Here is a 21,115-nt window from a genome sequence, read left to right as displayed (position 1 = left end):
CATCCCACCAAAAATTTGATGGAGGTAAAACAACATGAAGGTAAGACCGTCTGTTAAGCCGATTTGCGAGAAGTGCAAGATCATCCGCCGTAAGGGCAAGGTCATGGTTATCTGCCAGAACCCGAAGCACAAGCAGAAGCAGGGCTAAGATGCGCGTAACCGCGCTTATAGGGGACTTCAAAAGTCCCCTATATACGAAACTTGGTTCCGAAGAAACCAAGTTTCGATACCCGAATGACGCCGCCCAGAGCGGCTGGGTCAGGGTGTAAAAACCGAGGCGAAGCCCCGGTTTTTACGGCAATCGCACGGCGGTTGCCTGATGAATTGCGCCTGCGGGCGCGAGATGCGAAAACCGGGCGGCGCCCGTTTTCGGATAAATTGCCGCGCTATGGCGCGGGATCATGGTTTACGCGAACACGACAAGCACGCGCAATCGCGCGGCGCTGCAGGGGCGGAGGCGGTCCCTATACTGTGTTTGCCAACACGCCTCAGTGTAACTAATCGGAGGTTATATTTAATATGGCACGTATTGCCGGTGTTGACCTTCCCCGCGAGAAGCGCGTGGAGATCGGCCTGACCTACGTCTTCGGTATTGGCCGCAAGACGTCCAATGAGATCCTTGCCAAGACCGGTATCAATCCGGATACCCGCGTAAAGGACCTGACTGAAGAAGAAGCCGCTAAGCTGCGTGAAGTCATCGAGCGCGACTACAACGTCGAGGGTGACCTGCGCCGTGAGATCGGTCTGAATATCAAGCGTCTGGTTGAGATCGGCTGCTACCGCGGCCTGCGCCACCGCCGCGGCCTGCCGGTTCGCGGTCAGCGCACCAAGACCAACGCCCGTACCCGCAAGGGTCCCAAGAAGACCATTGCGAACAAGAAGAAGTAAGGAGGGGAACGTATAAATGGCTAAGGTACAGAAAAAGGGCGCGGCGACCCGTACGCGCCGCCGCGAGCGCAAGAATATCGAAAAGGGCGCGGCTCACATCCGTTCCTCTTTCAACAACACGATCGTTACCATCACTGACCTGAACGGTAACGCGATCTCCTGGGCTTCCTCCGGCGAGATGGGCTTCCGCGGCTCGCGTAAGTCCACTCCGTTTGCGGCACAGACCGCTGCGGAGACCGCCGCTGCCGCTGCTATGGAGCATGGCCTGAAGACGGTTGAGGTTTATGTTAAGGGCCCGGGTTCCGGCCGTGAGGCTGCGATCCGTGCACTGCAGGCTGCCGGCCTCGAGGTTACGATGATCAAGGACGTAACCCCGATCCCGCACAACGGCTGCCGTCCGCCCAAGCGTCGTCGAGTATAATAGAGGAGGAACCAGATAATGGCTAAGAATACCCAGCCCGTGCTCAAGCGTTGCAAGACGCTTGGCCTTTCCCCGGCGGTACTTGGTTACTCCAAGTCTACCAAGCGCCAGCCCAAGCAGTCCCGCCGCAAGCAGTCCGAGTACGGCCTGCAGCTCAATGAGAAGCAGAAGGTAAAGTTTATCTACGGTGTTCTCGAGAAGCAGTTCCATGCTTACTACGAGAAGGCTGAGCGCAAGCAGGGCATCACCGGTGAGATCCTGCTGCAGGAGCTCGAGCGCCGTCTGGACAATGTTGTGTTCCGTCTGGGCTTTGCGAACACCCGCCGCGAGGCGCGTCAGCTCGTAAACCATGCGCACTTTACCGTAAACGGCAAGCGCGTCAACATCCCGTCCTTCCAGGTGAAGCCGGGCGATGTGATCGCTGTCCGTGAGAAGTCCCGCTCGACCGCCAAGTTCAAGGCGCTGCTCGAGGAGAACGGCAAGAAGGCCTGCCCGAAGTGGATCGACAAGGCGAACGATTCCTTCGAGGGCAAGATCGTTGCGATGCCGGCTCGTGACGACATCGACTACGATGTAGCCGAGCACCTCATCGTCGAGTTGTACTCGAAATAATTAGACCCTCGTTTTTGGGACAGGCGGGGCGTCTGCCACGCCTGTTCCACTTTCAGTTTCCAACCAACGTGAAGGAGGGTACCACATGATCGAAATCGAAAAGCCGCGTATTGACTGTGAACAGCTCGCTGAGGATGGTTCTTACGGCAAGTTCGTCGTAGAACCGCTCGAGCGCGGATATGGCACCACGCTGGGCAACTCCCTGCGCCGCATTCTGCTCTCTTCGCTGCCCGGAACGGCTGCGTCGAGCATCAAGATCGCCGGCGTGCAGCACGAGTTTTCCACGATCCCGGGCGTTAAGGAAGACGTGACCGAGATCGTGCTGAACATCAAGGGCATCATTGCCAAGCTGCACTGCGACGGACCCAAGACGGTCTACATTGAGGCCGCAGGTGAGGGTGAGGTAAAGGCCGGTGATATCCATGCGGACGGTGAAGTTGAGATCCTCAACCCCGATCTGCATATCGCCACGCTGATGAGCGATGCGCGCCTGTCCATGGAGATCACGCTGACTTCGGGCCGCGGCTATGTGCCGGCGGAGAAGAACAAGCAGCATCAGACCTCCATCGGGGTCATTCCGGTGGATTCGATCTACACGCCGGTTTATAAGGTCAACTACACGGTGGAAAACACCCGTGTCCGCGATCTGACCGACTTTGATAAGCTCACGCTCGAGATCTGGACGGACGGCACCATCAATGCGCGCGATGCGGTTTCGCTTGGCGCGAAGGTGCTGCGCGACCATCTCGACCTGTTTGTTGACCTGTCTGAGGAAATCGGCTCCAAGTCCACCGTTGTGGAAAAGGCCGAAGCGCAGCACGATAAGGTGCTTGAAATGACCATTGAGGAGCTGGACTTCTCCGTGCGTTCGTTCAACTGCCTCAAGCGCGCCGGTATCAACACGGTGGAAGACCTGATCAACACCTCGGAAGAGGATATGATGAAGGTTCGTAATCTGGGCCGCAAGTCCCTGGAAGAGGTGATTGGCAAGCTGGAGGCTATGGGTCTGCATCTTGCCAAGTCCGAGGAATGATTTGCTGTACCGTCTGACTGTGCACAGCAGGCGGCACGATCTTTCCCGTGCCCGTGTTGTATGGGCAGCATGTACTGAATTTCTGCGGCGGCACGAAGGCCGCGCCGCCGCTTTCACTTGAATTTGGAGGTAAACACGAATGGCTAACAATCGCAAGCTCGGCCGTCCGACCGACCACCGTATGGCCATGCTCCGTGCGATGGTGACCTTCCTGCTGGAGAACGGCAGAGTGGAGACCACCCTCGCCCGCGCCAAGGAAGTCGGCCCGATGACCGAAAAGATGATCACCCTTGGCAAGAAGAACACGCTGGCTTCCCGCCGTCAGGCGATGGCTTTCATCACCAAGGAAGCTGTTGTAGCAAAGCTCTTCTCTGAGATCGCGCCCGAGTATGCCACCCGTAACGGCGGCTACACCCGCATCATCAAGACCGGTCCGCGCCGCGGCGACGCAGCGGAAATGGCGATCATCGAGCTGGTTAAGTAAGTTAACGGCTCACCTGTTACAGGAAAATGATCTAAAAAGGTTATCCAGTAGCGTGCTTACTGGATAACCTTTTTCTTTTGTCTGAAAAGTGGATTGCACCGGAGCATACCCCGTCCGGCAGGATGGTACTGCGTTTTCGTTTGACTTCACGCACCGTTCTGCTATACTGAAAGCAAGAAGAGAGAGGGGGCGGGCGTATGCTGCAATGGGAAATGGAATTGGTTTGTATTGTGCGGCTGCTGGTGGCATCGGCCTGCGGGCTGATGATCGGCATTGAACGGCAGTCCCGCATGAAGGGCGCGGGCATGAAGACCCATATGATGGTAGCGCTTGGATCGGCGCTGATGATGCTTGTTTCCAAATATGGCTTTTTCGACGTGATCCCGGTCGAGGGGGCAAGCGTGGATGTGTCGCGCGTGGCGGCGAGCATTGCGGCGGGGATCGGATTTCTGGGCGCGGGTGTGATTTTTGTGCGCCGCGGCAGTGTGGTCGGCCTGACAACGGCAGCCGGTCTGTGGACGACTACCGGCGTTGGCATGGCGGTCGGCAGCGGACTGTATCTGCTCGGTTTGGTCACGACTGCGCTGATGCTGGTTTCGCAGGTGGTACTGCGCTACATCGAACGGCGTGAGAGCGTGCGCGTGACCGAGCTGTGCGTGCAGCTGGCGGACAGCGGAGAAAGCGCACCGGCACTGCGAAGCTGGCTGCTGGCCGAGCAGATTGAGGTGAAGGAGGTTCATACCGAGCAGAAAAAGGACGGCACACTGTGGATGACCATGGTTGTTGTGCTGCCGCGCCGGTATGACCGCTCCGCTTTTTTGCGGCTGCCGGGCGAGGTGCAGGGGATATTGTCGGTTTCCGCCTGAAGAGCAGGGAAAATATTTTGCAAAATCCGGGTTTTCGGCGTAATTATCCTTGCATTTGCCCGATAAACATGATATACTAAGCACGTTCAGTAAGAAGTAACCGTAAGGAGTGGCAAAAGCCACTCCTTACGCTTTGCTTGGAGTATTTTTGTAAGGAGGGAACGCTTTGCAGGCAAAGCAGATCGTCGCCCGTGTGGAAGAGCTGGTCAAACCCTTGTGTGAGCAGGCCGGTGTTTCCCTGTGGGATGTGGAATTTGAAAAAGAGGGCGGACAGTATATGCTGACTGTGACGGTCGATCATCCGGAGGGTGTGCATATCGACCAGTGTGAACAGGTTTCGCGCGCGCTCGATCCGATGCTGGATGCAAAGGAATTTGACGATATGCCCTCCTATACGCTGTGTGTTTCCTCGGCGGGACTGGCCCGACGGCTCAAGCGTCCCGCGCATTTTGCGGCGTTTCTCGGCCATACGGTCGAGGTCGGCTTTTATAAGCCGGTGGGCGGCGCAAAGCAGATCGAGGGGACGCTGGTTGCGTATGAGGACGGCTGTGTTACGATCGAAACAGGCGGACAGCAGACCGTGTATGAGCCGAAAGACATTGCCGCGGTGCGACTCGCGGTTGAGATATGAGTAAGGAGCTGGATTGGAAAAAATGGTGAACGCAGAATTTTTTGATGCGCTGGAGCAGCTGGAAAAGGAAAAAGGCATTCCGGTGGATTATATGCTCGACCGCGTCGGTCAGGCGCTGATTACCGCCTACAAACGCGATAATGACGGCATGACCGATAATGTATTTGTCGAGCCGGACCGCGATAAGAAGACCATCTATATGTATGTGCGCAAAACGGTTGTCCGTGCAGAGGATCTGTATGAACCGTACGAGGAAATCACGCTGGAGGAAGCTGCGGAGTACAAGAATAACCCGATGGTCGGCGATATCATCGATATCGACATCCCGACCAAGTCGTTTGGCCGCATTGCTGCACAGACGGCAAAGCAGGTCATCATTCAGGGTATCCGCGAAGCCGAGCGCGGCATGGTGATTTCGGAGTTCGAGAGCAAGGAGCACGAGATCCTGACCGGTGTGGTCGCCCGCATTGACCCACGCACGGGCAACGCCTATTTGGATGTTGTGTCCGGTGGTGAAAAGAGCGAGGCCGTATTGGCCTCCTCCGAGCAGGTCCGCGGTGAGGAGATCACCGAGGGGCAGCGCATCAAGGTTTATCTGATCGAGGTGCGCCGCGGTACGCGCGGTCCGCAGGTTGTGGTGTCGCGCACGCATCCGGGTCTGGTTAAACGTCTGTTTGAGCTGGAGGTGCCCGAGATCCATTCCGGCGTGGTCGAGGTCAAGTCGATCGCGCGTGAAGCGGGCAACCGTACCAAGATCGCCGTGACCTCGCATGATGAAAACGTCGATCCGATCGGCGCGTGCGTCGGTACGCGCGGCGCACGTGTGGCAAATATCACGGGTGAGCTGAACGGTGAAAAGATCGACATCATCAAGTGGAATGAGGATACTGCGCAGTTTGTTTCCGCCGCGCTGGCACCTGCGGATGTGGTCTCTGCCACAATGCAGGCGGATAATAAGTCCTGCCGCGTGATTGTGCCGGATGATCAGCTTTCGCTGGCAATTGGCAAGGAAGGGCAGAACGCCCGTCTGGCTGCTAAGCTGACCGGCTGCAAGATCGACATCGCGCCGGTCTCGCAGGGCGAATAAGCAGGCGGAGGTGCGGCAGAATATGGTACAGAAGAAAATTCCCATGCGGCAGTGCCTTGGTTGCCGCGAAATGTTCCCCAAGCGGGAGCTGATCCGTGTGGTACGCTCGCCGGAGGGCACTTTGTCGCTGGACTTTAAGGGAAAAGCGCCGGGACGCGGCGCCTATCTGTGCGGCAAGTCTGAATGCCTGAAAAAAGCGCGCAAGAGCCGGGCGATCGAGCGTGCGCTCGGTGTAGCGGTACCGGAAGAGGTATATGAACAGTTGGAACAGCAGATGGAGCAGGAGGGTGCGCATGGCGAATGAACCTGCTTTGCAGATGCTCGGACTGGCTCGCCGCGCCGGCAAGCTGGCGTTCGGCGAGGAGCTGGTGCGCGAGGCGTGCACGGATAAAAAGGCCCGCTGTGTGATGACGGCATCCGACGCGGGCGAGAGCACCGCTAAAAAAGCGGCGTTTTACGCGGAACGGGCAGGTGTGCCGCTGGTTGTTCTGCCGGTGGATAAGCAGACACTGGGCGCGGCGATCGGCAAAAACGGCTGTGCGGTCTGCGCCGTGACCGATATTGGTCTTGCAGCGGCGGCGGTGCAAAAGCTTGCCGCGCAGGATGCGGCATATGAGGCCGCAGCTGTACTGCTGCAGGAAAAGAATGCGCGGATCCAATCCCGTAAGGGAAAGAAGAAGCCGAAGGATCGTGTCAAGGCACCGCAGGCGCAGCCCCGTGAGACGGCAAAGCCCGCTGTGCATTCGGCGCGCGGGACATCCGGCCGCGCACACCGCGTAGACGGACGAACACGCCCATCTGGTGCTGCCCGCACGGGCGGGCAGGCGCACAGAGCCGCCGGATCCCGGGCGGCACGCCCGGGACGCAAACCGGGTAAGACGCCGCGCACATAATTCAGAAGATCCCCGCGAAGCGGCGGTTTTCATACAAAACGGACGCAGGAAGGACGATCTGCCGGAAACGGCCGGTCTGTCGGGAAGAGCTGTGCACTGCACGGAAGGAAACCTGCGCCTTGGATCGAAATTGCATTAAGGAGGAGTTGCCCATGGCAATAGAGAATAAATATCGCGTGCATGAGGTCGCCAAGGATTTCGGCGTATCCACCAAGGAGGTCGTGGAGATCCTGACCGAATACTGCACGGCGCCCAAGAATCATATGCAGGTGCTGGAGGATCAGGAGCTGTCGGTTATTTTTGAGTATCTGACCCAGCACCATCAGGTTGCCAATATTGAGGAAAAGCTGAATGCCCAGATGAACGTGCGTCAGCCGGCGGAAAAGTCCCCCAAGGCGGAACAGGCGGCCAAGCCGGCCGAGGGCAAGCAGCAGGCAGAAAAGCCCGCAGAGGCGAAGGCCGAGCAGCCGACACAGAGCAAGGTCAAGCAGGTGCACCGCATCGACACCCGCGGCGCGGGCGATGTGAATCTTGCCAAGTATGATGACCACGTGGATAAGCTGGTCGATGCGAAGGCTGAGCGGATGCAGTCCACCGGACAGAAAAAGCAGAAGCTGACCAAAAAGTCCGATCAGCGCTCCAAGCCGTTCGGCAACAAGCGCCGTCAGGAGGAGCAGGAAAAGATGCGCCGCCTGCAGCGCCAGCAGCAGATGGCTGCGCTTAAGAAGATCCCGGTCAAGGTAATGATCCCGGATGAGATCTCGGTCGGCGAACTGGCCAGCCGCATGAAGCGCACCGCGGCGGACGTCATCAAGGGCTTGATCAAGCTGGGCGTGATGGCGTCAATTTCCGAGATCATCGACTATGATACCGCGGCAATCGTAGCAGAGGAAATGGGCTGCAAGGTCGAAAAGGAAGTACACGTCACCATCGAGGAGCAGCTGTTTGACGAGCGTGAGGACCGCGAAGAGGATCTCGTGCCGCGCGATCCGGTCGTTGTTGTTATGGGTCACGTTGACCACGGCAAGACTTCGCTGCTTGATGCGATCCGCAAGACCAAGGTGACCGAGGGCGAGGCCGGCGGCATTACCCAGCATATCGGCGCATACCGCGTTGCGGTGGACGGCAAGCCGATCACCTTCCTGGATACCCCGGGTCATGCGGCGTTCACTTCGATGCGTGCCCGCGGCGCACAGGTTACGGATATTGCAATTCTTGTAGTTGCGGCGGATGACGGCGTTATGCCGCAGACGATCGAGGCAATCAATCACGCCAAGGCGGCCGGTGTGCCGATCATCGTGGCAGTGAACAAGATGGATAAGCCGGCTGCCAACCCGGATCGTGTGCTGCAGCAGCTGACCGAGTATGAGATCATCCCCGAGGAATGGGGCGGTGATACCATCGTCTGCAACATCTCGGCAAAGTTCGGTCAGGGCATTGAAAACCTGCTCGAGATGGTGCTGCTGACCGCTGAGGTCGCAGACCTTAAGGCCAACCCGAACCGCCGGGCGCACGGCACGGTTATCGAGGCAAAGCTGGATAAGGGCCGCGGCCCGGTTGCCACGCTGCTGGTGCAGAATGGTACGCTGCACGCGGGCGATACGGTCATCGCCGGTACGGCAGTCGGCCGTGTGCGTGCTATGACCAATGATGACGGCAAGAAAATTCAGGATGCCGGCCCGTCGGTGCCGGTTGAGATCATCGGTCTGGCTGAGGTGCCGGGCGCGGGCGATATTTTCGATGCGGTAGATGATGAGAAGATGGCGCGCGAGCTGGTCGAGCAGCGTAAGGATAAGGAGAAGGAAGAGCGCAACAAGCTGTTCCACAAGGTAACGCTGGATAACCTGTTCGATTCCATCCAGCAGGGCGAGATGAAGGAACTGAACATCATCGTCAAGGCGGATGTGCAGGGCTCGGTCGAGGCGATCCGCGCCTCGCTCGAGAAGCTCTCGAACGAGGAAGTGCGCGTGAAGGTGATTCACGGCGCGGTTGGTGCGATCAACGAGTCTGACGTGATGCTGGCTTCCGCTTCGGGTGCGATCATTGTTGGCTTCAATGTTCGGCCGGACCGCACGGCAACCGATTCCGCCGCACAGCAGGGCGTGGATATGCGCATGTACCGCGTTATCTACGATGCGATCGAAGAGATGGAGCAGGCCATGAAGGGCATGCTTGAACCCAAGTTCAAGGAAGTTGTGCTCGGCCATGCAGAGGTGCGTCAGGTATTCAAGATCACTGGTGCGGGCGCTGTTGCGGGCTGCTATGTGCAGGATGGCAAGATCCAGCGCAACGCCGAGGTGCGCGTGGTACGTGACGGTATTGTTTTCCACGAAGGCCATCTGAACACCCTCAAGCGCTTCAAGGATGATGTCAAGGAAGTTGCTTCCGGGTATGAATGCGGCATGAGCATCGAAAACTATAACGACATCAAGGAGCAGGATATCATCGAGTGCTTTGTGATGGAAGAAGTGAAGCAATAACTGCCTATAGGGGGGACTCTGTCCCCCCTATATACGAAAAAAGTTCCTAAGGAAACTTTTTTCGATACCCCCCTCGCCTTTGCACCGCAAAGGCGGTTCGGGACACGCGTCCCGAAGCAGCGGTGCAAAACCGAGGCAAAGCCCCGGTTTTGCGGGGGATTTTGATGCGGGCGCTGCGGCGCACCGTGCAAACGGCATTCGCCGTTTGTTCAAGACGGGAATATTGCGTGGAAGATAGAGGAAGACCGATACATTCTCCATTTTCCATTTTCAATTTGTACCCTATCCTCAGAAAAGGAGGAAGTTTGTTTTATGTCTACACGAATCGACCGTATTTCAGAAGAGGTCATGAAGGCGCTGGCCGAGGCGATCCGCTCGGTCAAGGATCCGCGGGTACAGGGTGCGATGGTATCCATCGTACACTGTGAAGTGACAGGTGACCTGCGCTATGCCAAATGCTATGTTTCCGTGTTGGGCAGCGATGCGCAGGCGAAAGAGGTCATGAAGGGTCTGAAATCCGCAGCGGGATGGCTGCGGCGCGAGGTCGGGCACAAGGTACAGCTGCGCTATGCGCCCGAGCTGGTATTTGAGCTGGATCATTCGATCACACACGGCGCGCATATTTCTGAAGTGCTGCATGAGCTGAAAAGCGAAGGGCGGCTCGGAGGGGAGGACACCGAATGACCGTGGATATCGCAGGTGCGGCAGCGGCGCTGTTGGCAGCGGATGATATTCTGATCCTGACCCACCGCCGTCCGGACGGGGATACCACTGGCTGCGCGGGGGCGCTGTGCCGCGGTCTGCGGCAGATTGGGAAAACCGCGTATATCATGGAAAATCCCGAGATCACCCGGCGCTATGCCCCGATGATCGTGCCCTGCCGTCCGCCGGAGGGGTTTGTACCGCGCTATATCGTTTCGACGGATATTGCGGAGGAAAAGCTTTTTCCGGATACTGCGGCGCCGTATAAGGGAAAGGTCGATCTGGTGATTGACCACCACGGTTCCAATCCCGGATTTGGGAAAAAAGATCTGATCCGGCCGGATGCGGGTGCCTGCGCCGAGGTACTGTATGACCTGCTGATGGCATTGGGCGTGCAGCTGACGCGCGAGATTGCGGAGTGCATTTATGTTGGTGTTTCTACGGACACAGGATGTTTTAAGTACTCCAACACGACCGCGCACACCCATGCGGTCGCGGCGGCCTGCCTGACCACAGGGATCGACGGGGGCGAAATCAACCGTGCCCTGTTCGAAACCAAAACCATGCCGCGTTTTCAGATGGAGCGCATCGTATTTGATACCATGGCGTTCTATGAGGACGGTGCGATCGCGGTTGCGCTGCTGTGGCGTGCGGATATCGACCGCACCGGTGCGGATATGGATGATCTGGATTCGATCGCCTCGCTGACGCGGCAGGTCGAAGGGGTGCAGATCGGCATTACGCTGACCGAAAACAAGGACGGTACGGTTAAGGTATCCGTGCGCACCACCAAGGAGATGGATGCCGCGGCGATCTGCAAAAAGGTTGGCGGCGGCGGGCATATCCGCGCGGCGGGCGCCAGCTTTGATTGCGGAATGCAGGAGGCCTGCGAGGCGATCCTTGCAGCTGCACGGGAGCAGTATCATGCAGCACGCTGAACTGAACGGCATCCTGCTGATGGACAAGCCGCAGGGCTTTACCTCGCATGATGTGGTGGCCAAGCTGCGCGGGATCCTGCACACGCGGAAAATCGGCCACGGCGGCACGCTCGATCCGCTGGCAACCGGGGTGCTGCCGGTATTTGTCGGCGGCGCGACCAAGGCGGCCGACTTTGCCGCGGCGCAGGATAAATCCTATGAGGCGGGCTTTACGCTTGGTTTCTGCACGGATACGCAGGATGTGACCGGGCAGACGCTGCGCACCAGTGGCATACGTGCTGATCGCGCAGCGGTCGAACGGGCGCTGGCGGCATTCCTCGGCCCGCAGAAGCAGGTGCCGCCGATGTATTCCGCGGTCAAGGTGAACGGACAAAAGCTGTACGATCTTGCCCGCAAGGGAAAGGCGGTCGAGCGCCCGGCGCGGGATATCACTGTGCACGCGATTGCGCTGCTGGCATTTGAGGAAGCGGCGCAAAAAGGCGTTGTGCGGCTGACGGTCAGCAAGGGCACCTATGTACGCACGATCCTGCACGATCTGGGAGAGGCACTTGGCACCTATGCGGTCATGCACAGTCTGGTGCGTATCCGGTCGGGCGCATATGCGCTCACGGACTGCTGCTCCTTTGACGCGGTTGAACAGGCTGCGCAGGCGGGAGAAGTGCAGCGGCTGCTGATACCGACCGACAGCCTGTTTACCGAGCATCCGGCGGTCATGCTTTCGGAAGAGGGCGCGGAGCGGATCGCACGCGGGGCGGTTGTGTTTCCGCGGCAGGCGCAGGGGATGCCCGAGCAGGAGGATGCCCTGTGCCGGGTGTATCACAACGGACGTTTTTGGATGCTCGGGCAGGTTCGCGCGCTGGATAAGGGCGGACTCGGGCTGTTTGTTTATAAAAATTTCCGATAATGCCGCAAGGACGGGTTACGGATGCAGCGGAAGCGGTTGCCGGGCAAAGTCCGGTGCCGTTCCGGTTTTCGATGCTTACTTATCAAATCATTCAGGGGGGAGACCCTATGCAGGGATATGAAAAGCCGCGCGTGATCGCGCTGGGCTATTTTGACGGTGTGCACCGGGGCCATCAGGCATTGATGGAGAAGGCGGTCGAGCGGGCGAAACAGATCGGCGGCACGAGCGCGGTATTTACGTTTGACGTACATCCGGATTCGGTTGTGCTGGGGCGTCAGGTGCCGCTGCTGACAGCAAATGCCTACCGCCGGGAGGAGATCAAAAAGCTTGGCGGCGTGGATGAGGTCATTTTCGGCCATTTTGATGAGAAAATGCAGCATATGGACTGGCGTGATTTTATCCACAAGATGCTGATCGGCCAGTTCGGCGCGCGCTGGATCATCTCCGGCCGCAACAACCGCTTCGGCTATAAAGGACAGGGCAATGCCGATGGCATGGCGGTGGAATGTGAAAAAGCCGGTATCGGGTATGATTGCATTGATGATGTGCTGGTGGATGGGATCGTTGTATCCTCTACCTACATCCGCCAGCTGATCTCTCAGGGCGATATGGAGGGCGCGGCACACTTTTTGGGTCATCCATATACCGTGACCGGTGTGGTTGAGCACGGCAGAAAGGTCGGTACGAGCGTGCTCAAGGTGCCGACGGTCAATCTGCGTCTGCCGGCCGAGATGGCGCTGCCGCCCTACGGCGTATATGCGGCGCGTGTGCTGGTGGACGGACAGGGCTATATTGCGGCGACCAATATCGGTGTCAAGCCCACCTTTGTGGACGGCGGTGCGCCGACGATCGAGCCGCATCTTCTGGATTTTGCCGGTGACCTTTACGGTAAGCTCATCCATGTGGAGCTGCACAAGTTCCTGCGGCCCGAGCGTCAGTTTGAATCGGTCGAGGCGCTGCGCGCGGCGATTGCGGAAAACGTACAGCAGACACGGGACTTTTTTCATAAATAACCAGTCAATCGACAACCTCCCGGAATCATCTGCTCCGGGAGACTGTGAGCCTGTCGAAAACGCAAGTTTTTCGACAGGCTCTCGATCGAAACCACGCTTTCGATCGAATCTGCGACTGCGGATCGCGCCCTTCGGGCACAATCCTCCGTCCCCTTGTATAAAAACCCACGCACCGGTCGCGGGTTTTTATGAAAATCGCAGCAAGCTGCAATTTTCTATTGGATGCGCGCTGCCGCGCGTATTGCTCACACTCCATAACAAAACATTTTTGACAAGCTGGCAGCTTTCCGGAGCCATCTGCTCCGGGAGGCTGTTTTGGTTTGCGGAAGAAGCGCTCGGCTCCCTGCGCGTTGTGATCCTCCGCATTGGTAAAAGATTTTTTACAGGCTTCCCGCAACGGCAGTTTCGAGGTGTGTTTTTGGGAAAAAAGCAGAAAAAACTGCCCCGCAGGGCAGTTTTTTCCTCAAAGAGAGTGGAGAAAGAAAGTTAAAAGATAAGTGTGGCAATGAAAGATGCGATATAATAAGATTATCTTGCAGTATAGCAAGCAAAGAGAAAGTGACCGAATCTCCGCCGGATAAGCGGCATTGTTTATGAGAGACGGTTTCTGCTTCCTATTGGGTTTTATCATTTCGTCTTACAAGTATTATTATAGTGATTTATCCTAAAAAAGCAAGATATAATTTGTTGAATATTTCTATAAATGTGATGCACGCATTGTGCAAATTGCTGATAAGATATGCGATTTATTGGATAGTTCGACGATAATCATCCATTGCAAGCCAAAATATAAAAAATAAATGTTCATTGGGAACCTTTTTCCCGGCTGGTTCGTGTTGCTTACAGAAAGGAGGAGAGAGCACCGTGCAAACAAACCTGCGATCCGACGCATTCCTGTGCGAGGCGATGGATACCTGCGGCGACGCGGTATACCGCTTGGCGCTGTGCCGCCTGGGCAGCCGGGCAGATGCGGAGGACGTATATCAGGAGGTGTTTCTCCGTTTGCTGCGGGATACGACGGATTTCCGCGATGCGGAGCACCTGAAAGCGTGGCTGCTGCGGGTAACTATCAGCCGCTGTACCGATCTGCGCCGTTCGGCGTGGTTTCGGCGCACTGCGCCGCTGGAGGCCGCACCTGATGCCGCCGCGCCCGAACCGGACGACCACAGCGCACTGTGGCAGGCGGTGTATGCCTTGCCGCCGGATCTGCGCACCGTCGTTCATCTGCATTATGTGGAAGGCTATGATACTGCGGAGATCGCCGCGATGGTCGGCTGCCGGCCGGCGACTGTACGCACACGGCTGCACCGTGCGCGTAAGCAACTGAAACTGGACTTGGAGGGATCTGACGATGAACAAAAAGACAATGGACGAACTGAACCGGATGCAGAACGAAAAAGCGCCCGAGGAACTCAAGCAGCGCACCTTGGCGGCGGCGCGTGAAGTACGCCGCGCCGCACAGCAGGATGCGCCGCAGCATTTGCAGGCGAAGCCGCGCCGCCGTCTCGGCATGGCGCAGCGGATTTTGGCAGCGGCGTGCGCGTTCGGTGTGATCGTCGGCGGCACGGCGGTATGGCAGGCGCGCGGCAGCGGACAGCCGGCGGCGGATGTGCTGGCCGGTGCGGTGGCGAATTCGTTCGGCATCGTGGCGTATGCTGCGGATACGGGCGAGACCATGCAGCCGAGGGACAGCAAGATCGTGTTTGACGATGGAGCGGGTGCGGATGACCCGGAAAAGGGCTTTTTCTCCGGCTGTCTGTTCAAGGTAACGGGCGATAACATCGCGGGGGTCAGCGCGTCGATCGACAAGGGCGGCCTGTATCGTACAAAGCGGATCGAGGTATCGCACGATGATGTGGCGGAGCTGCATCAAGGCACCGATCCGCGGCTGGACGGCGCGGATGCCGTCAGCGTAAGCGGCCTGCCAGAGCGCAATCAGTGGTGGGCGGATCTGAGCTGGAAGCTGGGCGCCAGCTTTGAGGAGTCCTATGACGCGGAAGCCAGCTACGGTTTGTGGGATGCGCCGACGCAGCACGAGGAGGACGAAGATCTGCGAGCGGCATGGCACAGCCGTGTGGATGCGTTCGAGGGTGCTAAGCTGACCGTTACGGTTACCTTTACGGACGGCACGACCGACACCCAGACCCTTACCCTGCACACCGGCAAGCTCGCGGTCGAATATCCGGACGATCCGGATGACCTGAGCGGCCCGCGCTACACCGGCGAGGTGCTCACCGACGAGCAGGCCAAAACACAGGGCTATCTGTACGGTGTTTACGCGGAAATTGCATAACATATTTGTTTTCTCCCCTGATCCGGAGCGGTCAGGGGAGATTTTTTTGTAAAAAAACAGGAATCGGCTTGAAAAAAAGCTGATAATACCATAAAATAGAGAGAGCTTTGAAAAAATGGGGAAGAATTATGCTGCATATTGTTCTGGTTGAGCCGGAGATCCCGCAGAACACAGGCAACATCGCCCGCACCTGCGCGGCAACGGGCTGTGTGCTGCACCTGATTGAGCCGCTCGGCTTTGCGATCGATGATAAGCGGATGAAACGCGCCGGGCTGGATTACTGGCATCTGCTCGATGTCCGCATGTATAAAAACCTGAACGAATTTTTTGAAAAAAATCCGGACGGTCGGTATTTTTACGCCACTACCAAAGCGCCGCATGCCTATCACGAGGTGGAATATCACGATGGGGACTATCTCATGTTCGGCAAGGAGACAAAGGGACTGCCGGAAAGCCTGCTGGTCGCGCATCCGGAGCGCTGTGTGCGCATTCCGATGCGTGAGGGGGCGCGGAGCCTGAACCTGTCCAATTCGGTGGCGGTTATTGTATTTGAGGCGCTGCGGCAGACCGGCTTTGAAAACCTGAGGCTTGCGGGGCCGTTCCCGCAGAATTGAGGAGGAACTGATGGAAAAGATTCATATTCTGACCGATTCGTCTGCAGATATCCCGCAGGAGCAGGTCGAAGCCTACGGGATCGAGATCGTGCCGATCTCGCTGACGCATGAGGGACGGACCTTCCGCGAATATTATGATATCACTGCGGAAGAATACTGGAAGCTGTTGGAGGACAGCCGCGAGATCCCGACGACTGCCATGGTCACGCCGACGGTGTTTTTGGATTCCTACCGCCGTGCGGCGGAGCGCGGCTGCACCCATGTGCTGGGCGTGCTGATCAATGGCAAGGGGTCGGGCACTTATCAGGCCGCCTGTCTCGCCCGTGATATGTTCCGCGAGGAATACGGCGGCGGGATGCATATTGAGCTGTTCGATTCCGCAACCTATACCTACATTTACGGACACATTGTTGTGATGGCGGCCAGCCTGCGCGATCAGGGCGACAGCTTTGATGCGATCGTCAGTCTGGTGCGCAGCCGGCTGAGCCGGGTGGAGGCGTTTTTGGGCGTATACAGTCTGAAGCACCTGAAAAAATCCGGCCGGATTTCGGGCGGTGCGGCCTTTGTGGGGGAGGCGCTCGGCCTAAAGCCCATCAGCCATGTGTATGACGGCGGCGTGCAGGTATGCGACAAGGTGCGCGGGGAAAAAGCGTTGGTATCCGGTCTGATCCGCAAGGTTTCGGCCCGTGTGCAGCAGCCGGAAAAACAGACGGCGATCCTGCTGTACGGTGCGGTGCCCGGGGAACGCATGGAAGAGCTGGAAAAGCGTTTGCGCACGGAGATCGGCTTTAAGGCGGTCATTCGCTGCCCGATCGGCCCATCGGTCATCACCAATACCGGGCCGCAGGCGCTGGCAGTCGCGTTTTACGGGCAGCCCCATGAATAAGCAGATTTGGTCATATTGTTTAATGTTTCACAAAAAATTATTGCAAAACGCAAAAAAATTCTAAAACGGAGCAAAAATACGAGAGCTTTCTCGAATTTGCTTGCTATAAAATCGAATAAAGAGTATAATTTTGAGATGGAAGCGGAATTCTGTTAAAAGCGGAACCGTTATCATGATATTTGCGTTCGAATACTTTTATATATTTGATAAAGGAGAAGGATTTTATGCAGTACAACAAGAAGAGCGTTGAAGACATCGATCTGAAGGGCAAAACGGCTCTTTGTCGCTGTGATTTCAACGTTCCGACCAAGGGCGGCAAAATCACGAGCGATAAGCGCATCGTTGCGGCGCTTCCCACGATCCAGTACCTGATCGCGCAGGGCGCGAAGGTCATCCTCTGCTCGCACATGGGTAAGCCGAAGGGTGAGTGGAAACCGGAGCTGAGCCTTGCGGTCGTTGCAGAGCGTCTGTCCGAGCTGCTGGGCAAGCCGGTTGTGATGGCAAAGGACATCATCGGTGAGGACGCCCGCGCCAAGGCTGCGGCCCTGCAGGAAGGCGACGTGATGCTCCTTGAGAATCTGCGTTTTGATAAGGGCGAGACCAAGAACGATCCGGAGTTTGCCAAGGCGCTGGCCAGTCTGGCGGAGGTTTATGTTTCCGATGCGTTCGGTACGGTTCACCGCGCGCATGCTTCCACGGCCGGTGTTGCAAACTACCTGCCTGCGGTTTGCGGCTACCTGATCCAGAAGGAGATCGGCGTGATGGGCAAGGCGCTTACCGATCCGTCCCGTCCGTTTGTTGCCATCCTCGGCGGTGCGAAGGTTTCCGATAAGCTGAACGTAATCAATAACCTGCTCGAAAAGGTCGATACCCTGATCATCGGTGGCGGTATGGCATATACCTTCCTTGCTGCCAAGGGCTACAGTGTCGGCACTTCCCTGCTCGATGCGGAGAAGATCGATTACTGCAAGGAAATGATGCAGAAGGCCGAAGAAAAGGGCGTGAAGCTGCTGCTGCCGGTTGACACGGTTGTTGCTGCAGACTTCCCGGATCCGATCGATGGGCCGATTGAGGTTGAGACAGTGGATTCCGACAAGATCCCCGCAGATAAGCAGGGCTTGGATATCGGTGAAAAGACTCGCACGCTGTTTGCAGATGCGGTTCGCAGCGCGAAAACCGTTGTATGGAACGGCCCGATGGGCGTATTCGAGAACCCGACTCTTGCCAAGGGCACCATCGCGGTTGCACAGGCGCTGGCGGATTCCGAGGCGATCACGATCGTCGGCGGCGGCGACTCTGCTGCGGCCTGTGAGCAGCTTGGCTTTGCAGAGCAGATCACGCACATCTCCACCGGCGGCGGCGCATCGCTGGAATTCCTTGAAGGCAAGGAACTGCCGGGTATCGCCTGCCTGCTGGACAAGTAAGATGCCTGTTTGAAGCGTACCGCTTCAAACAGAAAGGGGCTGTGTAGAAATCCGCGCGCGTGTTGCGGGTTTTTACGGGGATCGCTGTAAGGCGGCGCTGCCCAATCAAACACCACACCGGCGCGTACAGACGCCGCCGGTGTGCGGAACATGCGTTATACCGGAGCGCGCGGCGCTCTGTATAATACATATATATGATCCGGGCGGAGCGTCCGTCCAAAATTCTGAAAGGGGTAAAACCAACATGAATCGCAGATACCGTAAGACCATCATTGCCGGCAACTGGAAAATGAACAAGACGCCGGCTGAAGCTAAGGCTCTCATTGAGGAAATGAAGCCGCTGCTCTCCAAGACCAAGTGGTGTGAGATGGTTCTTTGCGTGCCGTTTACCGATATTCAGGCGGCTGTAAAGGCTGCAAAGGGCTCTAAGATCGCCATCGGTGCGGAGAATATGCATTATGAGAAGTCCGGTGCGTTTACCGGCGAGATTTCTGCTGATATGCTCAAGGAGCTGGGCGTGAAGTACGTGATCATCGGCCACTCCGAGCGCCGCCAGTACTTCAACGAAACCGACGAAGCCTGCAACAAGAAGGTACTTGTGGCGCTGGAGAACGGCCTGCGCCCGATCCTGTGCGTCGGCGAGAGCCTGACCGAGCGTGAGCAGGATGTCACGATGGAAGTGATCCGCAAGCAGATCAAGATCGCACTTAAGGATGTTGCGCTGGAGGACATCAAGAAGGTTGTCATCGCTTATGAGCCGATCTGGGCGATCGGTACCGGCAAGACCGCTACTGCAGAGCAGGCGAATGAGGTATGCTCCGCAATCCGTGACTGCCTGCGCGAGAAGTACGGCGCACGTGCAGCCCGCGGCATCACCATCCAGTACGGTGGTTCGATGAATGCCAAGAACGCGGCTGAACTGCTGGCGCAGCCGGATGTTGACGGCGGCCTGATCGGCGGTGCCTCCCTGAAGAGCGCTGACTTCGCGACCATCGTAGAAGCAGCCAACCAATAAGATACTGAATACGGTGAACGGATCATCCGGCACCGTATGTGTGGGAGGGGACATCGGCAAGCAACGTTGTCCCCTTTCGTCACTTTCCTGAAGGAGTTAACTGTTTTATGAAGAAGAATAATCTGCCGCGTGCGGCGGCTGTCAAGGCAGCAGCCCCGGCTGCAGAGGCCGCAGTCAAACCGGCTCCGGCTGTCGAGGTCAAGGCGGAAGAAGTCAAGGCAGCTGCCAAAAAGCCGGCTGCCTGTAAGACGGCTGCCAAAACGACCCAAAAAACAGCCGCAGCGAAAAAGACTGCGACCCGCAAGACGGCTGCTAAAAAGGCGGATGAGCCGAAAAAGCCGACTGCGCTGATCATCATGGACGGATTCGGCCATCGTGATGAGAAAAAGGGCAATGCGATCGAGGCGGCAAAGACCCCGAATCTGGACAAGATTTTTGCAGAAAATCCGATGACCTATATTGGTGCCTCCGGTTTGGATGTCGGTCTGCCGGATGGCCAGATGGGCAATTCCGAGGTCGGTCATACGAATATCGGCGCAGGCCGCATCGTTTATCAGGAGCTGACCCGTATCACCAAGTCCATTCAGGACGGTGATTTCTTTACCAACGAGGCGCTGATGAGCGCGATCAACCAGTGCAAGTGGTTCGGTTCGACGCTGCATATCTTCGGCCTGCTGTCCGACGGCGGCGTGCATTCGCACATTGACCATATGTTTGCCCTGCTTGAGCTGGCGCGCCGCAACGGCCTGCGCAAGGTTTGCTTCCATTGCTTTATGGATGGCCGCGACACCCCGCCGCAGTCGGGCATGGAATATATCGACCGCTTGCAGCATAAGATCGACACGCTCGAGCTGGGCTGCATTGCGACGATTTCGGGCCGCTACTACGCGATGGACCGCGATAAGCGCTGGGATCGCGTGGAAAAGGCGTACGACGCGATCGCGGGCGGCATCGGCGAGCACGCGGCTTCTGCGCATGAGGCGATGCAGAAGTCTTATGACGCGGGCATAACGGACGAGTTCGTGGTTCCGGTCATTGTGACCGAAGGCGCGACCGTGCAGGACGATGACGCGATCATCTTTGCAAACTTCCGTCCTGACCGTGCGCGTGAGATCACCCGCGCGTTTGTCGATCACGAGTTTGACGGCTTCAAGCGCGAGAAAAAGAATATTCATTATGTCTGCATGACGCAGTATGACGTTACCATTGCGGGGGTAGAGGTGGCGTTTAAGCCGCAGAGCCTGACCAATACCTTTGGTGAATATATCTCGGATCTGGGCATGACCCAGCTGCGCATTGCCGAAACCGAGAAGTACGCCCATGTGACGTTCTTCTTTAACGGCGGTGTGGAAAAGGAGTATAAGGGTGAAGACCGTGCGCTGATCCCCTCTCCCAAGGTGGCAACCTATGACCTCCAGCCGGAGATGAGCGAACCGGCCGTGACGGAGGAATGCGTGAAGCGCATCCTGTCCGGCAAGTACGATGTCATCATCCTGAACTTTGCCAACTGCGATATGGTCGGTCATACCGGCGTGTTTGAGGCGGCGGTCAAGGCCATTGAGGCGACCGATGACGGCGTGGGCAAGGTGGTTGACGCGATCCGCCAGATGGGCGGCCAGTGCCTGATCACCGCAGACCACGGTAATGTGGATCAGATGCTCGATGCGGACGGTGTTACGCCGTTTACCGCACACTCGACCAATCCGGTGCCGCTTGTGATGATCGGTCACGAGGGCAAGCTGAAGGACGGCGGCGTGCTTGCCGACCTTGCGCCCACTATGCTGGAAATGATGGGACTCGAGCAGCCGGAAGAGATGACGGGTCACAGCCTGCTGGTGCAGTAACGCGGAAAATGCAGAATGGAGAATGAAGGTGTGCGCAAATAAAATATCTGGCTGTGCCGGATACCGGAACGCTACATTCTCCAGTAT

General features: G+C 57.4%; 23 protein-coding genes. All 23 read left to right on the top strand.

What is annotated here, in order from left to right:
- The first annotated feature begins 34 nt into the window (after positions 1-34).
- The 23 genes from rpmJ to gpmI all read left to right on the top strand — a co-directional run bounded on the left by rpmJ (position 35) and on the right by gpmI (position 21,028).
- Positions 35-148 carry a 50S ribosomal protein L36 gene (gene rpmJ / locus T363_RS0100565; protein WP_031472205.1) on the top strand — a complete coding sequence of 38 codons (114 nt, stop codon included), beginning with the start codon at positions 35-37 and terminating at the stop codon, positions 146-148.
- 371 nt (positions 149-519) lie between these two features.
- Positions 520-888, top strand: coding sequence for a 30S ribosomal protein S13 (gene rpsM, locus T363_RS0100555; RefSeq protein WP_031472203.1), 369 nt, complete (start codon positions 520-522; stop codon positions 886-888).
- 16 nt (positions 889-904) lie between these two features.
- The gene (gene rpsK / locus T363_RS0100550) at positions 905-1,309 is read left to right on the top strand and encodes a 30S ribosomal protein S11 (RefSeq protein ID WP_031472201.1); all 405 of its coding nucleotides are present in this window, start codon (positions 905-907) and stop codon (positions 1,307-1,309) included.
- A gap of 18 nt (positions 1,310-1,327) precedes the next feature.
- On the top strand, positions 1,328-1,921 hold the full coding sequence (rpsD, locus tag T363_RS0100545) for a 30S ribosomal protein S4 (protein ID WP_031472199.1): 594 nt from the start codon (positions 1,328-1,330) through the stop codon (positions 1,919-1,921).
- An 85-nt stretch (positions 1,922-2,006) separates the two neighbouring features.
- Entirely contained in the window at positions 2,007-2,954 is a 948-nt protein-coding gene (locus tag T363_RS0100540) for a DNA-directed RNA polymerase subunit alpha (protein WP_031472197.1), read from the top strand.
- A 139-nt stretch (positions 2,955-3,093) separates the two neighbouring features.
- Positions 3,094-3,438, top strand: coding sequence for a 50S ribosomal protein L17 (rplQ, locus tag T363_RS0100535; protein ID WP_031472196.1), 345 nt, complete (start codon positions 3,094-3,096; stop codon positions 3,436-3,438).
- A 197-nt stretch (positions 3,439-3,635) separates the two neighbouring features.
- On the top strand, positions 3,636-4,304 hold the full coding sequence (locus T363_RS0100530) for an MgtC/SapB family protein (RefSeq protein ID WP_031472194.1): 669 nt from the start codon (positions 3,636-3,638) through the stop codon (positions 4,302-4,304).
- Positions 4,305-4,470: 166 nt separating this feature from the next.
- Positions 4,471-4,935 carry a ribosome maturation factor RimP gene (locus T363_RS0100525; RefSeq protein ID WP_031472192.1) on the top strand — a complete coding sequence of 155 codons (465 nt, stop codon included), beginning with the start codon at positions 4,471-4,473 and terminating at the stop codon, positions 4,933-4,935.
- A gap of 22 nt (positions 4,936-4,957) precedes the next feature.
- Complete coding sequence (gene nusA, locus T363_RS0100520) at positions 4,958-6,022, top strand: transcription termination factor NusA (protein WP_031472190.1); 1,065 nt, start codon at positions 4,958-4,960, stop codon at positions 6,020-6,022.
- A 22-nt stretch (positions 6,023-6,044) separates the two neighbouring features.
- The gene (rnpM, locus tag T363_RS0100515) at positions 6,045-6,326 is read left to right on the top strand and encodes an RNase P modulator RnpM (protein ID WP_031472188.1); all 282 of its coding nucleotides are present in this window, start codon (positions 6,045-6,047) and stop codon (positions 6,324-6,326) included.
- Positions 6,316-6,915, top strand: a complete 600-nt coding sequence (locus tag T363_RS14845) for a L7Ae/L30e/S12e/Gadd45 family ribosomal protein (RefSeq protein WP_051642995.1) — start codon at positions 6,316-6,318, stop codon at positions 6,913-6,915. Before rnpM ends, T363_RS14845 begins: the two co-directional genes overlap by 11 nt.
- A 152-nt stretch (positions 6,916-7,067) precedes the next feature.
- Positions 7,068-9,395: a translation initiation factor IF-2 gene (infB, locus tag T363_RS0100505; RefSeq protein WP_031472184.1), complete on the top strand. Its 2,328-nt coding sequence runs from the start codon at positions 7,068-7,070 to the stop codon at positions 9,393-9,395.
- A 312-nt stretch (positions 9,396-9,707) separates the two neighbouring features.
- Positions 9,708-10,079 carry a 30S ribosome-binding factor RbfA gene (gene rbfA, locus T363_RS0100500; protein ID WP_031472182.1) on the top strand — a complete coding sequence of 124 codons (372 nt, stop codon included), beginning with the start codon at positions 9,708-9,710 and terminating at the stop codon, positions 10,077-10,079.
- Complete coding sequence (locus T363_RS0100495) at positions 10,076-11,035, top strand: DHH family phosphoesterase (protein WP_031472180.1); 960 nt, start codon at positions 10,076-10,078, stop codon at positions 11,033-11,035. Before rbfA ends, T363_RS0100495 begins: the two co-directional genes overlap by 4 nt.
- Entirely contained in the window at positions 11,022-11,939 is a 918-nt protein-coding gene (gene truB / locus T363_RS0100490) for a tRNA pseudouridine(55) synthase TruB (protein WP_031472178.1), read from the top strand. Before T363_RS0100495 ends, truB begins: the two co-directional genes overlap by 14 nt.
- 107 nt (positions 11,940-12,046) lie before the next feature.
- On the top strand, positions 12,047-12,952 hold the full coding sequence (ribF, locus tag T363_RS0100485; protein WP_031472176.1) for a riboflavin biosynthesis protein RibF: 906 nt from the start codon (positions 12,047-12,049) through the stop codon (positions 12,950-12,952).
- Positions 12,953-13,816: 864 nt separating this feature from the next.
- Positions 13,817-14,395, top strand: coding sequence for an RNA polymerase sigma factor (locus T363_RS0100480; RefSeq protein ID WP_242840204.1), 579 nt, complete (start codon positions 13,817-13,819; stop codon positions 14,393-14,395).
- Entirely contained in the window at positions 14,304-15,245 is a 942-nt protein-coding gene (locus tag T363_RS0100475) for a hypothetical protein (RefSeq protein ID WP_154658712.1), read from the top strand. The genes T363_RS0100480 and T363_RS0100475 overlap by 92 nt, the downstream gene beginning before the upstream one ends.
- Positions 15,246-15,373: 128 nt before the next feature.
- The gene (trmL, locus tag T363_RS0100470) at positions 15,374-15,859 is read left to right on the top strand and encodes a tRNA (uridine(34)/cytosine(34)/5-carboxymethylaminomethyluridine(34)-2'-O)-methyltransferase TrmL (RefSeq protein WP_031472170.1); all 486 of its coding nucleotides are present in this window, start codon (positions 15,374-15,376) and stop codon (positions 15,857-15,859) included.
- 10 nt (positions 15,860-15,869) lie between these two features.
- Complete coding sequence (locus tag T363_RS0100465) at positions 15,870-16,745, top strand: DegV family protein (RefSeq protein WP_031472168.1); 876 nt, start codon at positions 15,870-15,872, stop codon at positions 16,743-16,745.
- Between the two features lie 224 nt (positions 16,746-16,969).
- Complete coding sequence (locus T363_RS0100460) at positions 16,970-18,169, top strand: phosphoglycerate kinase (protein WP_031472166.1); 1,200 nt, start codon at positions 16,970-16,972, stop codon at positions 18,167-18,169.
- A 244-nt stretch (positions 18,170-18,413) separates the two neighbouring features.
- The gene (tpiA, locus tag T363_RS0100455) at positions 18,414-19,184 is read left to right on the top strand and encodes a triose-phosphate isomerase (protein WP_031472164.1); all 771 of its coding nucleotides are present in this window, start codon (positions 18,414-18,416) and stop codon (positions 19,182-19,184) included.
- A gap of 107 nt (positions 19,185-19,291) precedes the next feature.
- On the top strand, positions 19,292-21,028 hold the full coding sequence (gene gpmI / locus T363_RS0100450) for a 2,3-bisphosphoglycerate-independent phosphoglycerate mutase (RefSeq protein ID WP_078096842.1): 1,737 nt from the start codon (positions 19,292-19,294) through the stop codon (positions 21,026-21,028).
- The last annotated feature ends 87 nt before the right edge of the window (positions 21,029-21,115 follow it).

Origin of the sequence: Agathobaculum desmolans ATCC 43058 (genome assembly GCF_000701665.1) — a bacterium.
Taxonomy (GTDB): domain Bacteria; phylum Bacillota; class Clostridia; order Oscillospirales; family Butyricicoccaceae; genus Agathobaculum; species Agathobaculum desmolans.
This window is presented reverse-complemented; position numbering and strand designations above follow the sequence as displayed.

Coding starts and splice junctions, on each gene's coding strand:
- rpmJ (WP_031472205.1), top strand. CDS start 35: ATGAAGGTAAGACCGTCTGTTAAGCCGATTTGCGAGAAGTGCAAGATC.
- rpsM (WP_031472203.1), top strand. CDS start 520: ATGGCACGTATTGCCGGTGTTGACCTTCCCCGCGAGAAGCGCGTGGAG.
- rpsK (WP_031472201.1), top strand. CDS start 905: ATGGCTAAGGTACAGAAAAAGGGCGCGGCGACCCGTACGCGCCGCCGC.
- rpsD (WP_031472199.1), top strand. CDS start 1,328: ATGGCTAAGAATACCCAGCCCGTGCTCAAGCGTTGCAAGACGCTTGGC.
- T363_RS0100540 (WP_031472197.1), top strand. CDS start 2,007: ATGATCGAAATCGAAAAGCCGCGTATTGACTGTGAACAGCTCGCTGAG.
- rplQ (WP_031472196.1), top strand. CDS start 3,094: ATGGCTAACAATCGCAAGCTCGGCCGTCCGACCGACCACCGTATGGCC.
- T363_RS0100530 (WP_031472194.1), top strand. CDS start 3,636: ATGCTGCAATGGGAAATGGAATTGGTTTGTATTGTGCGGCTGCTGGTG.
- nusA (WP_031472190.1), top strand. CDS start 4,958: ATGGTGAACGCAGAATTTTTTGATGCGCTGGAGCAGCTGGAAAAGGAA.
- rnpM (WP_031472188.1), top strand. CDS start 6,045: ATGGTACAGAAGAAAATTCCCATGCGGCAGTGCCTTGGTTGCCGCGAA.
- T363_RS14845 (WP_051642995.1), top strand. CDS start 6,316: ATGGCGAATGAACCTGCTTTGCAGATGCTCGGACTGGCTCGCCGCGCC.
- infB (WP_031472184.1), top strand. CDS start 7,068: ATGGCAATAGAGAATAAATATCGCGTGCATGAGGTCGCCAAGGATTTC.
- rbfA (WP_031472182.1), top strand. CDS start 9,708: ATGTCTACACGAATCGACCGTATTTCAGAAGAGGTCATGAAGGCGCTG.
- T363_RS0100495 (WP_031472180.1), top strand. CDS start 10,076: ATGACCGTGGATATCGCAGGTGCGGCAGCGGCGCTGTTGGCAGCGGAT.
- truB (WP_031472178.1), top strand. CDS start 11,022: ATGCAGCACGCTGAACTGAACGGCATCCTGCTGATGGACAAGCCGCAG.
- ribF (WP_031472176.1), top strand. CDS start 12,047: ATGCAGGGATATGAAAAGCCGCGCGTGATCGCGCTGGGCTATTTTGAC.
- T363_RS0100475 (WP_154658712.1), top strand. CDS start 14,304: ATGAACAAAAAGACAATGGACGAACTGAACCGGATGCAGAACGAAAAA.
- trmL (WP_031472170.1), top strand. CDS start 15,374: ATGCTGCATATTGTTCTGGTTGAGCCGGAGATCCCGCAGAACACAGGC.
- T363_RS0100465 (WP_031472168.1), top strand. CDS start 15,870: ATGGAAAAGATTCATATTCTGACCGATTCGTCTGCAGATATCCCGCAG.
- T363_RS0100460 (WP_031472166.1), top strand. CDS start 16,970: ATGCAGTACAACAAGAAGAGCGTTGAAGACATCGATCTGAAGGGCAAA.
- tpiA (WP_031472164.1), top strand. CDS start 18,414: ATGAATCGCAGATACCGTAAGACCATCATTGCCGGCAACTGGAAAATG.
- gpmI (WP_078096842.1), top strand. CDS start 19,292: ATGAAGAAGAATAATCTGCCGCGTGCGGCGGCTGTCAAGGCAGCAGCC.